General features: G+C 37.8%; 12 protein-coding genes and 1 other RNA gene. 3 read left to right on the forward strand and 10 right to left on the reverse strand.

What is annotated here, in order from left to right; all coding sequences use genetic code 11:
• Positions 1-22 precede the first annotated feature (22 nt).
• Positions 23-1,144, forward strand: a complete 1,122-nt coding sequence (locus HPSH112_RS03930; RefSeq protein ID WP_000491838.1) for an aminotransferase class I/II-fold pyridoxal phosphate-dependent enzyme — start codon at positions 23-25, stop codon at positions 1,142-1,144.
• On the forward strand, positions 1,145-3,124 hold the full coding sequence (pbp1a, locus tag HPSH112_RS03935) for a penicillin-binding protein 1A (protein WP_000913658.1): 1,980 nt from the start codon (positions 1,145-1,147) through the stop codon (positions 3,122-3,124).
• Between the two features lie 2 nt (positions 3,125-3,126).
• On the opposite strand, the gene HPSH112_RS03940 is transcribed toward pbp1a, so the two are convergent.
• The 10 genes from HPSH112_RS03940 to mltG form a co-directional block, all read right to left on the reverse strand.
• Positions 3,127-3,705, reverse strand: coding sequence for a tumor necrosis factor alpha-inducing protein (locus HPSH112_RS03940; RefSeq protein WP_000890600.1), 579 nt, complete (start codon positions 3,703-3,705; stop codon positions 3,127-3,129).
• 114 nt (positions 3,706-3,819) lie between these two features.
• An RNA gene (gene rnpB / locus HPSH112_RS08110) (RNase P RNA component class A) lies at positions 3,820-4,135 on the reverse strand.
• Between the two features lie 35 nt (positions 4,136-4,170).
• A complete protein-coding gene (locus HPSH112_RS03945; RefSeq protein ID WP_001031567.1) occupies positions 4,171-5,643 on the reverse strand; it encodes a disulfide bond formation protein B in 1,473 nt (490 codons plus the stop codon).
• Between the two features lie 8 nt (positions 5,644-5,651).
• The gene (locus HPSH112_RS03950) at positions 5,652-5,816 is read right to left on the reverse strand and encodes a hypothetical protein (protein ID WP_000394837.1); all 165 of its coding nucleotides are present in this window, start codon (positions 5,814-5,816) and stop codon (positions 5,652-5,654) included.
• 142 nt (positions 5,817-5,958) lie between these two features.
• Entirely contained in the window at positions 5,959-7,737 is a 1,779-nt protein-coding gene (locus tag HPSH112_RS03955; RefSeq protein ID WP_000548638.1) for an HAD-IA family hydrolase, read from the reverse strand.
• Between the two features lie 108 nt (positions 7,738-7,845).
• Positions 7,846-8,400: a 2-oxoacid:acceptor oxidoreductase family protein gene (locus HPSH112_RS03960; RefSeq protein WP_000388028.1), complete on the reverse strand. Its 555-nt coding sequence runs from the start codon at positions 8,398-8,400 to the stop codon at positions 7,846-7,848.
• Positions 8,400-9,221 carry a 2-oxoglutarate ferredoxin oxidoreductase subunit beta gene (locus HPSH112_RS03965; RefSeq protein WP_000885326.1) on the reverse strand — a complete coding sequence of 274 codons (822 nt, stop codon included), beginning with the start codon at positions 9,219-9,221 and terminating at the stop codon, positions 8,400-8,402. Before HPSH112_RS03965 ends, HPSH112_RS03960 begins: the two co-directional genes overlap by 1 nt.
• A 1-nt stretch (position 9,222) precedes the next feature.
• Positions 9,223-10,350: a 2-oxoglutarate synthase subunit alpha gene (locus HPSH112_RS03970; RefSeq protein ID WP_001206809.1), complete on the reverse strand. Its 1,128-nt coding sequence runs from the start codon at positions 10,348-10,350 to the stop codon at positions 9,223-9,225.
• A complete protein-coding gene (locus HPSH112_RS03975; RefSeq protein WP_001096889.1) occupies positions 10,350-10,691 on the reverse strand; it encodes a 4Fe-4S dicluster domain-containing protein in 342 nt (113 codons plus the stop codon). The genes HPSH112_RS03970 and HPSH112_RS03975 overlap by 1 nt, the downstream gene beginning before the upstream one ends.
• Before the next feature lie 175 nt (positions 10,692-10,866).
• Positions 10,867-11,862 carry an endolytic transglycosylase MltG gene (mltG, locus tag HPSH112_RS03980; RefSeq protein ID WP_000182685.1) on the reverse strand — a complete coding sequence of 332 codons (996 nt, stop codon included), beginning with the start codon at positions 11,860-11,862 and terminating at the stop codon, positions 10,867-10,869.
• Here mltG and HPSH112_RS03985 point away from each other — a divergent pair.
• Positions 11,780-14,713, forward strand: a complete 2,934-nt coding sequence (locus HPSH112_RS03985) for a DUF3971 domain-containing protein (protein WP_001042669.1) — start codon at positions 11,780-11,782, stop codon at positions 14,711-14,713. The genes mltG and HPSH112_RS03985 overlap by 83 nt on opposite strands.
• Position 14,714: the final 1 nt, after the last annotated feature.

The following is a 14,714-nucleotide window of genomic DNA, read 5'->3' on the forward strand; positions in this document are numbered from 1 at the left end:
TTCCATTCAATGAAGTGTTTTTATGTTTTCTAAATCCTTAGAAGCCCTACACCATGCCAAACGATACCGCAAAAGAGAATTGTTTGACCCTTTATTGAAAGATTACGCTTCTAATGATTATTTGGGTTTGAGCGTTAAAAAAGATTTGCTTCAAAACGCTTTTAACAAGCTCCAATCCTTTGACGCTCATTCCCCCAAGGCTTCCATGCTAGTGAATGGCTACCACCCTTTGCATGCAGAATTAGAAGAACGATTAGCGGATTTGTTGGGGTTTGAAAGTGCTCTTTTAGTGGGGAGTGGTTTTTTGGGCAATCTGGCTTTAATAGACGCCCTTTTAGTCAAAAACGCCCTCTTATTCATGGACGAACACTACCATGCAAGCGGGATTTTTAGCACCAAAGCCAAGCCTAATCAAGTGGTTTTTTTCTCGCACAATGACTCTAAAGATTTGCAACAAAAACTCTTTAACGCCCCTAAAAATAAACTCAAATTCATAGCCATTGAGGGGGTTTATTCTATGGATGCGAGCGTCGCTCCTTATGATTTTTATGCAATCACTCAAGAAATTCCTAACGCTTTTTTAATCGTTGATGAAGCCCATAGTTTTGGGACTATCGGCGAGAATTTGTTGGGTTTTTTAGAATATTATCGCATCAAAGAAAAAGAAAAAATCATTAAACTCAGCACTTTCTCTAAAGCGCTTGCGAGCTATGGGGCGTGTATTTTAGCCCCCTTACAAATCATAGAATTTTTAACCAATCGCGCTAAAAGCGTGATTTACACCACCGCTTTAAGCCTGTTAGACACCGCTTTAACTTTGGCTCATTTAGAATACTTTATCGCGCAAAAACAAGAATTAAAAAATGAGCTTAGCAAACACCAACAGATTATTTTTGAAACCTTAGGTATTAGAACGCCCACAGGATTTTTCACTTTAGAATTTGAAAACAATCTTGCTCTTTTAAACGCCCATCGTTTTTTGAAAGAAAAGGGGTTTTTAGTAGGAGCTATCCGCCCCCCCACGGTTTCTAAACCCCTTTTACGAGTCTCTTTATCCCTTAAAAACAGCTTACAAGACACTAAAGAGCTTGCGAACACCCTTTTAAATTATTCTAAAATACAATCTTCTTTTAAGAGTGATTAAATGCTAAAAAAGATTTTTTATGGTTTTATCGTTTTATTTTTGATTGTCATAGGGTTATTAGCCATTCTTATCGCTCAAGTTTGGGTAACCACAGATAAGGATATTGCTAAAATTAAAGATTATCGCCCGGGCGTCGCTTCACAGATTTTAGACAGAAAAGGGCGTTTGATCGCTAATATCTATGATAAGGAATTCCGTTTTTATGCGCGTTTTGAAGAAATCCCCCCACGATTTATTGAAAGCCTTTTAGCGGTAGAAGACACCCTCTTTTTTGAGCATGGGGGGATCAATTTAGACGCTATCATGCGCGCTATGATTAAAAACGCTAAAAGCGGTCGTTACACCGAGGGGGGTAGCACCCTAACCCAACAACTCGTTAAAAACATGGTGCTCACACGAGAAAAAACCCTAACCAGAAAACTCAAAGAAGCTATCATTTCCATACGCATTGAAAAAGTCTTAAGCAAAGAAGAAATTTTAGAGCGCTATTTGAACCAAACTTTTTTTGGGCATGGGTATTATGGCGTCAAAACCGCAAGTTTAGGGTATTTTAAAAAACCCCTTGACAAACTCACGCTTAAAGAAATCACCATGTTAGTCGCCTTGCCTAGGGCTCCGAGTTTTTATGACCCTACCAAAAATTTAGAATTTTCACTCTCTAGGGCTAATGATATTTTAAGGCGGTTGTATTCTTTAGGTTGGATTTCTTCTAACGAGCTCAAATCCGCTCTCAATGAAGTGCCAATTGTCTATAACCAAACTTCCACGCAAAATATCGCTCCCTATGTCGTGGATGAAGTGTTGAAACAATTGGATCAATTAGACGGGTTAAAAACTCAAGGCTATACCATAAAGCTCACGATAGATTTGGATTACCAACGCTTAGCGTTAGAGTCCTTGCGTTTTGGGCATCAAAAAATCTTAGAAAAAATCGCTAAAGAAAAGCCAAAAACTAACGCCTCTAATGAAGATGAAGACAACTTGAACGCTAGCATGATAGTTACAGACACAAGCACCGGTAAGATTTTAGCTTTAGTGGGGGGGATTGATTATAAAAAAAGCGCTTTCAATCGCGCCACGCAAGCCAAACGGCAATTTGGGAGTGCAATCAAGCCCTTTGTGTATCAAATCGCTTTTGATAATGGCTATTCCACGACTTCTAAAATCCCTGATACCGCGCGAAACTTTGAAAATGGCAATTATAGTAAAAACAGCGAACAAAACCACGCATGGCACCCTAGCAATTATTCTCGCAAGTTTTTAGGGCTTGTAACCTTGCAAGAAGCCTTGAGCCATTCGTTAAATCTAGCCACGATCAATTTAAGCGATCAGCTTGGCTTTGAAAAAATTTATCAATCTTTAAGCGATATGGGGTTTAAAAACCTCCCTAAAGACTTGTCTATTGTGTTAGGGAGTTTTGCTATCTCACCGATTGAAGCGGCTGAAAAGTATTCTTTATTTTCTAATTACGGCACCATGCTCAAACCCATGCTCATTGAAAGCATCACTAACCAACAAAACGATGTCAAAACTTTCACGCCCATTGAAACCAAAAAGATCACCTCTAAAGAACAGGCTTTTTTAACCCTTTCAGTGCTGATGAATGCGGTAGAAAATGGCACAGGGAGTTTGGCTCGCATTAAAGGTTTAGAAATCGCCGGTAAAACCGGGACTTCCAATAATAATGTGGATGCCTGGTTCATTGGCTTTACCCCCACCTTACAAAGCGTGATTTGGTTTGGGAGGGACGATAACACGCCTATTGGCAAAGGAGCGACAGGAGGCGTTGTGAGCGCACCTGTGTATTCGTATTTCATGCGTAATATTTTAGCGATTGAACCTTCTTTAAAAAGAAAGTTTGATGTCCCCAAAGGCTTGCGTAAAGAAATCGTGGATGAAATCCCCTACTATTCAACCCCTAATTCCATCACCCCCACCCCCAAAAGAACAGGCGATAGCGAAGAACCCTTATTGTTCTAAGCCTACATGGCTATAGGGACTTTAACATCTCCGTAATTGATAGAATCTTTAAAGATTTCTTCCACTTTAGAAACAAGGACACTCACCGCTTGATTGTCTAAGGACATTTTATGCAACCCTTCGCTCAAAGCGTCCTTATCAAAAGAACGCGCGCGCACTAACGCAAACACTTCCTCATTGTTAGGATTGATATAAATCCCTAAACGATCCACATTCATCAAGCTGTCAAAAATGGGCTGTGTCATTTGGATAAACATCTCATTAGTGATCTTTTGCTTGATGCGATTGGATTTGGAAAGGTAAGCCTCTTTGAGTTTATGCACGATATTTTGCGCCACTCTTATTGTCGCTCTTTTGGTAGCGATTTTTTCTATCTCTTCAGTTGCCTTACCATCCACAATGTGCGAGCTATCCACCCCTTGGGTGATATACTGGCTGCGATTTTGCAACATCCAATAAGGCACATCTTGTAAAAAAGAATTTCTTTGTGAAGTGTTTGGGCAAGTGCAAGCTTGCAACATCAAAACACCCAATCCGCATAAAAACAATTGCTTGCTTTTTAAAAAAGGTTTTTCTAACACGCTATCCCCTTTGATTTTGATTTTACAGAGTGTAACACAAATCTTTAAGATTTTAAACAATAATTGGGTAAAAAATAAAATGATTAAAACCTTATTTAAAAAATCAACACGCAGTTAAGCATTAGAATAAGCCGGGTTCTGTCAATGGATGGCCATTTATCTGGGAAATATTTTGCAATATTCCTCAAGCGAAGCGTGTATCAATTTAGACTTACCATGCGCTTCTTGCTACAAATTGGGTTTGCCCAAACAAGCTAAATTGCTTTAGCTCTGGTGGGCTCTTACCCCACCCTTTCACCCTTACCTTAAAAAGGCGGTTTGCTTTCTGTGGCACTTTCCCTTAGCTTACGCTAGCCATCCGTTAGATGGAATTTTGTCTAATGTAGCCCGGACTTTCCTCTATTCTAAAATAGCGACCATCTTCTAATGCGTTAATATATTAGAAAAAAGTAGCTTTAAAAGAGTTTAAAAATTAAGAGTATAGAGAATATTTTTATGATTCTCATAACTCACAAGGATAAGCTCATTATCCCTAAACCCTCCAGCGCTGATATTTTTAATCTCTTTAGGCAAGCCATAAACTTCAAGAATCTCTTCTTTTGTAGGGTTTATAACTAAAAGCGTGTTAAATTCCTTACTGAACGCATAAAGCTTATTATCCTTTAAAGCTAGTGCGCTGATAACTAACTCGCTCAGTTTCCTTTTTTCTTTAAGTTTGGCATTGCCTAATTCAAGTAAAAACTCCCCATGCACCTGTTTGTCGCTATTAAGCATGGAGATGACAATCAAATCCTTATAACGCTTGTTAGGAGCGGTGATTAAATAAGTGAATTTAGCCCCTCTTCTTGCAGCGCTAACATAATAGTTTTTCGCCCTAGAAGTTTTCAAGCGGCTGCGTTCCACTTCATCAAAAGAGTTAGCCCCTTCTAAAAAATAAGGGAAGTTTTTAAGCGCGTTAGCGTTTTTGTTAGGAGTGATTTCTACGCTCGTTTTATTATTGCCCATGATCACAATGTTTTCATCTTCGTTAAAATCTGCCCCCACAAACGACCCCACCGTCGCGCTATAATAGCTATCTAGCACCATATGGCTATGAATGGTTTTCAAATCGTTACCCACAAGATAAAGGCCTTGGTTTTCTGTGGTAAGGATCGCCTTGTCTTCATTGAAACTCAAATCCGTGATCGCTCCGTTCAGTTTTAAAAAAAGCTCTTCTTTTTTTCCAATCTCCAACGCTTTTGTAATTTCTAAAGGCGAACGCTCATAATCATTATCTTTAGGCAAAGCGCTCAATTTCAAAGGCTCACCCACATCTCTTCTGCCCAAAACGCTTCTTGGGAATTTCAAATGATTCCAATTTTCCATAGACCAGACAGATTCTTTTAAATTCCACGAGAAACGCACCGGATCGCTTTGCCCTATGTAAGGGAAAGGCCCGGTAGAGAAAAACGCTTGCACGGCGTTAGAACCCACCACAATAAAGAAAACATAAAAAGCGCTTTTTTGGAGCGTGTTTAATGGATAATCTTTAAAAAGTTGGGTATTAGGAGCAAAAAAGAGCAAAACCGCTAAAAGCACCACCACGCTAAAAAAGACAAAAAGCGCCCAAAACTGCGTGTGCAATCCCAAAATAGCGAGTGCAAAGCCCTGCCCCACATCTTCTAATGCATGGCTACTGGTATGATAAAAGCTCTCATATAACCCGCTACTAGCCATGAGTAATAGCAAGGCGATGTATTTAGGCTTAAACCCAAAACGCACCACCAAAAGCGCCACAGCCCCTATTAAAATCATGTTGATGCGTTGCACCCAGCAAAAAATGCAAGGCGAATCTTTCAAAACATAGCCAAAATAAAAATTCGCCAAACCCACAGGAAAGATTAAAATCCCTAAAATCGCCAAGGAAAAAAGATTATAAAATCGGGTTTCTTTATTCATGCATCCCCCTATAAATTCATATTAGGCAAAACGCTAGAGCTGTGGGCTATAAAAATAATAAGCTCCACCAACCACACCACAATCAAAATCCCAAACGCCCAATTTTCTTTTTCAGGCTTTTTAAACGCCATCAAAACAGCGGTTAGACTTAAAAGCAGTCCTAAAAACTCCATGCCATTCCTTAAAATTTTCGTAGGATTATACTCAAAAACAAACTATTGGATAAATAAAAAATATCTAGTGGATAACTTTTGAGAGAATTATTTTAAGGGAGAAAGCCCTAGTTATCCATATTTGATTGAAACAGAGCCAATTTTATGATTTCTTTTTTAACTTCCCATAGATTTTTTTAATTAGAGATAATATTTTAAACAATCTCTCTTGCTTGTTTGTCCTAAGGCTTCTTTTTAATATGCCATAACTTTGTGAAGGTTTTAAAATACAAGACAATAAAGAAACATCGTTGCAAAACAAGGGCAGAGCGTTTTTATGCGTTGCATCTGGAAGAAAATAAATTTGTTTAAATTGCTCTTGATCTTGAATACTAGGATGATCAATAAAGAAATTGACCCACTTTATCACATCATGAATGTCTAAAGAAATTTGACTTTCTTTAAAATATAAAGCATATCCAACAGCCCCTTCTACTATTTTTTCATAAGCTTTAGAGCGGTGTTTTTCGCAAGATGAAACATTTTTTTGATAAATTGGAACGCCATTTTCTACATTTAAAATGGGGTATTCAGGGCTTGTTAGCAAAAACTCCATAAAATCCCAATTATGAAAATAAATGGATTTAGGGTGTGAAAAAGGTAAGAAACTCACGCAATCATGATTTAAAATTCTTAAGAGATCCACATAGCATCCAAAAACTTCTTTATTCAAAGCTTTTTGTATTAACTCTTGCGAAGAGTAGCCCAAAGTAATCGTATCTACAATAGCGATATTTCCCTCTAAATTTAATGAAGACAAGTATTTTCTGTAATTATCTAAACATTTTAACGCTAAATGGCGGCAATGTTCAAAGTTACTATATATATATATATATGCTTGTTGGTTAGTGGTGATTTGCTTCTTTTTAATTTCTTCTTCGCCTTCTAAAATACGCAAAATTTCCAAACTCTCGCCCTCTATGACTTCTAAAAATACCGCTTTTTTTAAAATTCTGGGAGCATAGACATAAGTAGTTTTATATGAATTTGGATATAAAATATTAAAAATTTTTTGCAATAAATAACCATCTCGTGCAACAAACACTAAAGTATCAATATTTCTTTTATGAATCTCTTTATAGATAAACTGGCAATAAGCAATGGCTACAATTCCTGCCTGCATCGCTCCCAAAAGAAACCAATAATCAAACTTTTCATGTTTTTGAATATAATTTTTATAAAAAACGCATAAAGATCCTAAAATAAAGCTTTGTGCAACACTAGTTGGACTAAATGTTTGGTATTTAGGAAAAATTTCTTCAAATTGTTTCAACACGCTTTTTCTAAATAGCGTTGCTATACCTAAACTTTTAGGCATAGCGTCATCTGCCCAAGAATTATCACCAACATGCAACATTTGTGTGTGAGTAATATTTTCTTGTTTTAAAACATGTTTAAACAAATCCTTTGAATGTTTAGTAAGCATTATATGGCTACTAAGATAGAAATTTGTATAACCATCAAAACCCTTAGAAATTAAAATATCTTCAAGGACCTCTAAAGGTAAATACATATCTGATACAATAATCACTCTCTTATTGTTCTCTTTAGCGAAACGATAGAGTTCTAACATCTCTAAGTTTGGAATAAGCATCTCTTTTTCAGTGGCAATTTCTACTTCCTTATATGAATGAAACTCTTTTGGAATTTGATGATAAATTTCATCTAGAGTAATGTCTTGTTCTTTACTGATTTTTCTAGATTGCATTTCTGCTAAAATCCTTGCTTGACAAAAACCTTTAATATCATATTTAGTCTCAATATACAAAAATAAATCTGTGGGTTTAATGAAAGGTCTTAAAAGAAGGGTATCAAAAATATCAAAAGAAATCACATCGTATTTTAAAATCTCACTTTTTGCCCCATCCAAAAATTTGTGCATACAAGAATCCTTTGTAAAATTTGAGCATTATATCATTTTTTTTTTTTTCAAAAATACAAGAAAAGGGGGAAAGCTATAGCTAAAGAAATGAGATAAGGAGTTACCCCCTTATTTTTTCAAAGCTTCTAAAGCATGTTTTTTCCCAATTTCAAAGGCTTTTTTGTTGGTGTCAGCGACTTTTGCAGGGACTTTTTTAAGCATGGTGTCTAGCACGATATTTTCTTCTACGCATTTGGTAAGCTCCACGGTAATGGCTAACGCTACCACAGATTGCGTGATGATGTTACCCACTTCATCTTTAGCGATACTGATAATGGGGATTTTATAAATTTGATACTTTTCTTCATCTTCTTTGGTGGGGGTTACCAGATTGGGATCAATGACAACGATACCGCCTTGTTTAATATCGCTTTTAAACTGGTTGTAGCTGATTTGAGCGACTGAAAGCATGAAATCAATCTCGCCCTCTTTAGCATAGGGGAAAATAATTTCATCTTTGTCTAGCAAAATATCCACCTTAGTAGGCCCCCCGCGCACTTGCGAAGTGTAAGTGGAAGTCTTAGTGCCATAGCCCCCACTCACAATCTTAGCTTCAGCTAAAATCTCTCCTGCTAACAGCACGCCTTGCCCTCCAACGCCCGTAAATCGTAATTGCGCTTCCATTATTGTTTTCCTTGTGCTTTTTCAATGATTTCTTGATACGCTTCGCAATATTCTTTCCTGTCTGTGTCATGTTTTAAAACGCCTGTAGGGAATTTATCCACCCTTTCTTCAGGGCTCATGGCTTCAAATTGGCGTTTGCTCACTAATCGGCTTTCCATCCATTTTAGCATTTGAGACGCTTCGCCCATTTTATTCTTACGCCCTAAATTGATATGGCAATTACTATGGACATCAAAGAAGCTAAAGCCCTTGTGCGTAAAACCTTCTTTAAGCACTTTTTCTAATTTTTGAGGGTCTAAAACGCTCTCTCTAGCCACAAAACTCGCCCCTGCAGCGGTGGTTAAAGCGCATGGGTCAAATTGGTTATCAATATTCCCCCATTGAGCCGTAACCGTCCACATGCCATTAGGCGTGGTGGGCGAAGTCTGAGAATTGGTCAAACCATAAATGAAATTATTCACTAAAATAAAATTCAAATCAATGTTTCTTCGGCATGCATGCATGGTGTGATTGCCTCCAATAGCAAAGCCATCGCCATCGCCAGAAACCACGATCACATGCTTACTAGGGTTAGCCATTTTAATCCCTGTCGCATACGCTACAGCCCTACCATGCGTGGTATGAACGGTGTTGCAATTCACATACGAACTCATGCGCCCGCTGCAACCAATCCCGCTCACCAAACACACATCATCCATTTTCCAGCCTAAAGCGTCAATCGTGCGGATAATGGATTTCAAAATCACGCCATCGCCACAGCCCCAACACCACAAAGTGGGTATTTTATCCACACGCAAATATTCATCATAATTAAACGCCATTTTAAAGCTCCTTCAATTTTGCGATGATTTGTTTAGGCGAAATCGTGCGCCCATTGGCTTGCCCCAAGAAATGCACCTCTCTTTGCATAGCCCTTTCAATTTCTTCTAAATACTGCCCTTTATTCAATTCAATCACAAGGATTTTTTCGTATTTATCCCCTATTTCTTTCAAGCGTTTAGCCGGGCTTGGCCATAAGGTTTTAGGCCTGAAAAAGCCGACTTTTTGCTTGCTCTCTTTATGGTAATCTTTCAAGGCTTCTTTAACCGCTAGAGAAACCGAACCATAAGCGATAATGACGATTTCAGCACCCTCTAAATCCATTTCCTCATTTTCGTTGATAATGTCTTGCTTGGATTCAATCTTATGGAATAATCTGTCAATCAAATCCCCACCGATTTTAACGTCTTCAGTAGGAAAGCCAATAGGCCCATGGTGCAAGCCTGAAACATGGTAGCGATAGCCTTTAAAGAAAGGGTTTAAGACGGCCGGCTCGTCTTGTGCGACCCCATAAGGCTTGTAGTCTTTTTTATCGCCCACAAATTCCTTACGATTAATAGTCATCTTTTGCACTTCTTCTAAATCTGGGATTTGCACCTTGCCATACATATGCCCCACGGTTTCATCCATGAGCAAGAATACAGGAGTCATGAGCATTTCAGCCAAATTGAACGCACGAACGGTTTCTGTGTAAGCTTCCTCCAAATTTGCAGGAGCGAGCGCGACGGCTTTAAAATCCCCATGTATGGGGTGTTTTAAGAAATTCACATCGCCTTGAGCCACACGAGTGGGCATTCCGGTTGATGGGCCTGAACGCATCACATCAGCGATCACTAAAGGGATTTCTGCCATGAAAGAATAACCGATTTGCTCCACTTTTAATGAAATACCAGGCCCAGAGCTCGCGGTCATAGACTTCGTCCCGCTCATGCTTGCTCCTAAAGACACGCTAATCCCGCTGATTTCATCTTCCATTTGGATAAAATGACCGCCGCATTTGGGTAAAGCCACGCTCATCGCATGCATAATATCCGAGCTTGGCGTGATAGGATAGCCCCCAAAAAACCGACACCCCACTTCAATCGCCGCTTTAGCGACTAATTCATTCCCATCAGAAATAATCTCACGCATTATTTGCCTCTCCCTTCTAAAATAGTCTCTTCTAAGAGCATGTATTTATTGGCCTTAACCTTTTCGCTTCTTTCTTGAGCGTCTTTAGAAACTTTAGCGAATTTGAAATCCTTCCTGTCAGCCACATAAATCGCAAAATCCGGGCAGTTCAACTCGCATTGCATGCAACCGATACAACTCTCTGGGTAGGCTACTTTGGCCACTTTTCCAAGCACCCTTTCTTTTTCAATCCCCATGCCAAGAACCCCAGCAGGGCATACCGATACGCAAATATCACAACCCTTACACCTGTCTTCATTCACCCAAACGGCAACCCCATCTGGAGCGCTCATTTTAGCCATTCATTCTCCTTTGTGCTAAAAGCTGTTAAAGCCTTAGCAATCAAAATTTGCCTAAAATTGTAGCAAGCCTTTTTTAACAAAATCTAAAATGCTTTAATAATAAGAACTTAAAATTAAAATGAGAAAATAATAAACACTTTTTACTCAATTTAAAAGAAAAAACGCCCCATTAACCCTAATCATAAAAATGATTATTAGAAAGATTAATGTTTTTTAAATGCTCCTTATAAGTCGCGCTGAAAGCATGTTTTTTATCCGGCATTTTCACAAAATACAAGAAATCAGTTTTTTTAGGGAAGATCACGGCTTTAATCGCTTCTAGGCTCACGCTCCCTACAGGATTTTTAGGCAAGCCCTTAAATTTATAGGTATTGTAGGGGGTGTTATCGGTTTTAATGCGCTCTTTTGTTACTTTAGCGTGTGAAAATTCCTGATAATTCAAAGCCCCATCCATTTGTAAGGGCATGCCTTTTTTCAAGCGGTTAAAAATCACGCTCGCAATCAAGGGCATTTCTTCAATATTAGCGGCTTCTTTTTGCACAATAGAAGCGAGAATGATTTTTTCAAACCACTCTTCTTTATAGTAGTATCCAAGCCATTGTTTGCTTAAGGCTTCGTGTTTTTTCATGGATTGGCCGATCAAAGTTTGCATGATTTTAAAGGCGTCCTCCCCTAAAGGCAAATGATAAGTGTCTGGCCATATCACCCCATCTTCTATTACAGCGCCATTCAATCGTGGGGCGATGCTTTCATAAGCTTGATTGAGATCGCTTGTTTCTAGTTGGTAAGTCTCGCTCAAAATTTGCGTGAAAAAATAGCGGCTTTCTCCAGGGATTAGAGTCGCGCTTTTATATGCCGCTTTTGCTTTAATCAAGCGGACTAAAAAATCCCCCTTCCTTAAAGCCCCATCGCCCATATCAATATAACCTTTTTTAGGCATGCCCATCAGGCGTAAAAAAAGCACATCCAAAGCGTTAATATCCACGCCTTGCTCTTTTAAAGAAAAAAACACTTTTTTGAGCGAACCTTGCGGGACAACCACCACTTTGTTAGGATAAATTGGTATACTTAAATAAAAAAGAACGCTGATGAATAAAAGAAGAAACATATCCAAGAAAGTATTTAATGTCATTATCTTGTTTGTGGCAGTATTCACTCTTTTATTTGTCATCCATAAGACCCTTTCAAACGGCATTCACATACAAAATTTAAAAATTGGAAAGCTTGGCATTTCTGAATTATACTTAAAACTTAATAACAAGCTTTCTTTAGAAGTTGAACGGGTTGATCTATCTGCTTTCTTCCATCAAAAACCCACTAAAAAGCGTTTAGAAGTTTCTGATCTGATTAAAAATATCCGTTATGGCATTTGGGCGGTGTCTTATTTTGAAAAGCTTAAAGTCAAAGAAATCATTTTAGATGATAAAAATAAAGCCAATATCTTTTTTGACGGGAATAAATACGAGTTAGAATTCCCGGGAGTCAAAGGGGAATTTTCCCTAGAAGATGATAAAAATATCAAGCTTAAAATCATCAATTTGCTTTTTAAAGATATTAAAGTCCAAGTAGATGGCAACGCCCACTATTCACCCAAAGCTAGGAAAATGGCGTTCAATTTGATCGTCAAGCCCTTAATTGAACCCAGCGCTGCAATTTATTTGCAAGGGCTAACCGATTTAAAAACCATAGAATTAAAAATTAACACTTCTCCAATGAAAAGCCTAGCGTTTTTAAAGCCTCTTTTCCAACGCCAATCGCAAAAAAATTTAAAAACATGGATTTTTGATAAAATCCAATTTGCTAGCTTTAAGATTGATAACGCTTCAATCAAAGCCAATTTCACTCCTAGCGAGTTTATCCCATCGCTTTTGGAAAATTCTGTAGTTAAAGCCACTTTGATTAAACCTTCAGTCGTTTTTAATGATGGCTTATCGCCCATTAAAATGGATAAAACCGAATTGATCTTTAAAAACAAACAGCTTCTCATACAGCCCCAAAAAATCACTTATGAAACCATGGAATTAAACGGCTCTTACGCCACTTTTTCCAATTTGTTAGAAGCCCCTAAGTTGGAGGTTTTTTTAAAAACGACCCCTAATTATTATGGCGATAGCATTAAGGATTTATTGAGCGCTTATAAAGTCGTTTTACCTTTGGATAAAATCAGCACGCCATCTAGCGCGGATTTGAAACTCACCTTGCAATTCTTAAAAAACACCGCCCCTTTATTTAGCGTTCAAGGCAATGTTAATTTGCAAGAAGGCACCCTCTCGCTCTATAATATCCCCCTTTATACGCAAAACGCTAGCGTGAACCTAGATATTACCCAAGAATACCAATACATCTACATAGAAACTACCCACACCCGCTATGAAAACATGCTGGATTTGGACGCTAAAATCGCTTTAGATTTGAATAAAAAAACCCTTTCTTTGGATTCTTTAGTCCATAAAATACGATTCAACACTAACAATAATATCAACATGCGTTCTTATGGCTTGAATAACGACCCAGATAACCCACAGCCTACTAAATTTTCTTTAGATTTAAAAAGCTTGCATTCTATTATTCAAGAGGGTGAAAACTCAGAGGCGTTTAGAAGAAAAATCATAGACACCATTAAAGCCCAAAGTGAAGACAAATTCACTAAAGATGTTTTCTACGCTACAGAAGACACTCTTAAAAACCTTTCTTTGAATTTTGATTTTTCTAACCCCAGCCACTTGCAATGGAGCGTGCCACAACTTTTATTGGAGGGCGAATTTAAAGATAACGCCTATGTTTTTAGAATCAAAGATTTGAAAAAAATCAAGCCCTATTCCCCTATTATGAAATATTTCGCCTTAGAAGATGGCTCTTTAGAAGTTTCTACGAGCGATTTTGTCAATATTGATTTTTTTGCTAAGGATTTAAAAATCACTTTACCCATCTATCATAGCAACGGCATGCAATTCAATTCCCTCTCTTTATTTGGCTCTATTAATAAGGATGAAATTTCTGTCTATACTCCAAGCAAAAGCATATCTATAAAAGTTAAGGGGGATCAAAAGGATATTATCCTTAATAACATTGATTTGAGTATTGATGATTTTTTAGATAGCAAGATGCCAGCTATTGCGGGATTATTCTCAAAAGAACGAAAAGAAAAGCCTAACTCTAAAGAAATCCAAGATGAAGATATTTTCATTAGCGCCAAACAACGCTATGAAAAAGCCCACAAAATTATCCCTATCTCTACACGCATCCATGCTAAAGATGTCGTGTTAATCTATAAAAAAATGCCTTTTCCTTTAGAAAATCTTGATATTGTCGCTCAAGATGATAGAGTGAAAATTGATGGCAATTATAAAAACGGCATGATCATGGCGGATTTAGTGCATGGGGCTTTGTATCTTAAGGCTCATAATTTTAGCGGGGATTATATCAATACCATCCTCCAAAAAGATTTCGTAGAAGGGGGCTTATTCACGCTTATTGGGGCTCTTGAAGATCAGGTTTTCAACGGCGAATTGAAATTCCAAAACACAAGCTTAAAGAATTTCGCTCTCATGCAAAACATGATCAATCTCATCAACACCATTCCCTCCCTCATTGTCTTTAGGAACCCTCATTTAGGGGCTAATGGCTATCAAATCAAAAAGGGGTCTGTTGTTTTTGGGATCACTAAAGAATATTTAGGGTTAGAAAAAATTGATCTTATCGGCAAAACGCTTGATATTGCTGGCAATGGGATCATTGAATTAGACAAAAACAAATTAGATTTGAATTTAGAAGTTTCCACTATCAAGGCTTTGAGTAATGTCTTAAATAAAATCCCTATTGTGGGCTATCTTGTCTTAGGAAAAGGAGGTAAAATCACCACTAATGTGAATGTCAAAGGCACGCTGGATAAACCTAAAACTCAAGTAACTTTAGCAGCAGATATTATCCAAGCGCCTTTTAAAATCTTGCGCCGTATTTTCACACCCATTGACATCATCGTGGATGAAGTCAAAAAAAACATTGATTCAAAAAGGAAGTAAA

The organism is Helicobacter pylori Shi112, from assembly GCF_000277405.1.
GTDB lineage: Bacteria > Campylobacterota > Campylobacteria > Campylobacterales > Helicobacteraceae > Helicobacter > Helicobacter pylori_C.

Coding starts and splice junctions, on each gene's coding strand:
- HPSH112_RS03930 (WP_000491838.1), top strand. CDS start 23: ATGTTTTCTAAATCCTTAGAAGCCCTACACCATGCCAAACGATACCGC.
- pbp1a (WP_000913658.1), top strand. CDS start 1,145: ATGCTAAAAAAGATTTTTTATGGTTTTATCGTTTTATTTTTGATTGTC.
- HPSH112_RS03945 (WP_001031567.1), bottom strand. CDS start 5,643: ATGAATAAAGAAACCCGATTTTATAATCTTTTTTCCTTGGCGATTTTA.
- HPSH112_RS03950 (WP_000394837.1), bottom strand. CDS start 5,816: ATGGAGTTTTTAGGACTGCTTTTAAGTCTAACCGCTGTTTTGATGGCG.
- HPSH112_RS03955 (WP_000548638.1), bottom strand. CDS start 7,737: ATGCACAAATTTTTGGATGGGGCAAAAAGTGAGATTTTAAAATACGAT.
- HPSH112_RS03960 (WP_000388028.1), bottom strand. CDS start 8,400: ATGGAAGCGCAATTACGATTTACGGGCGTTGGAGGGCAAGGCGTGCTG.
- HPSH112_RS03965 (WP_000885326.1), bottom strand. CDS start 9,221: ATGGCGTTTAATTATGATGAATATTTGCGTGTGGATAAAATACCCACT.
- HPSH112_RS03970 (WP_001206809.1), bottom strand. CDS start 10,350: ATGCGTGAGATTATTTCTGATGGGAATGAATTAGTCGCTAAAGCGGCG.
- HPSH112_RS03975 (WP_001096889.1), bottom strand. CDS start 10,691: ATGGCTAAAATGAGCGCTCCAGATGGGGTTGCCGTTTGGGTGAATGAA.
- HPSH112_RS03985 (WP_001042669.1), top strand. CDS start 11,780: ATGAATAAAAGAAGAAACATATCCAAGAAAGTATTTAATGTCATTATC.
- mltG (WP_000182685.1), bottom strand. CDS start 11,862: ATGACAAATAAAAGAGTGAATACTGCCACAAACAAGATAATGACATTA.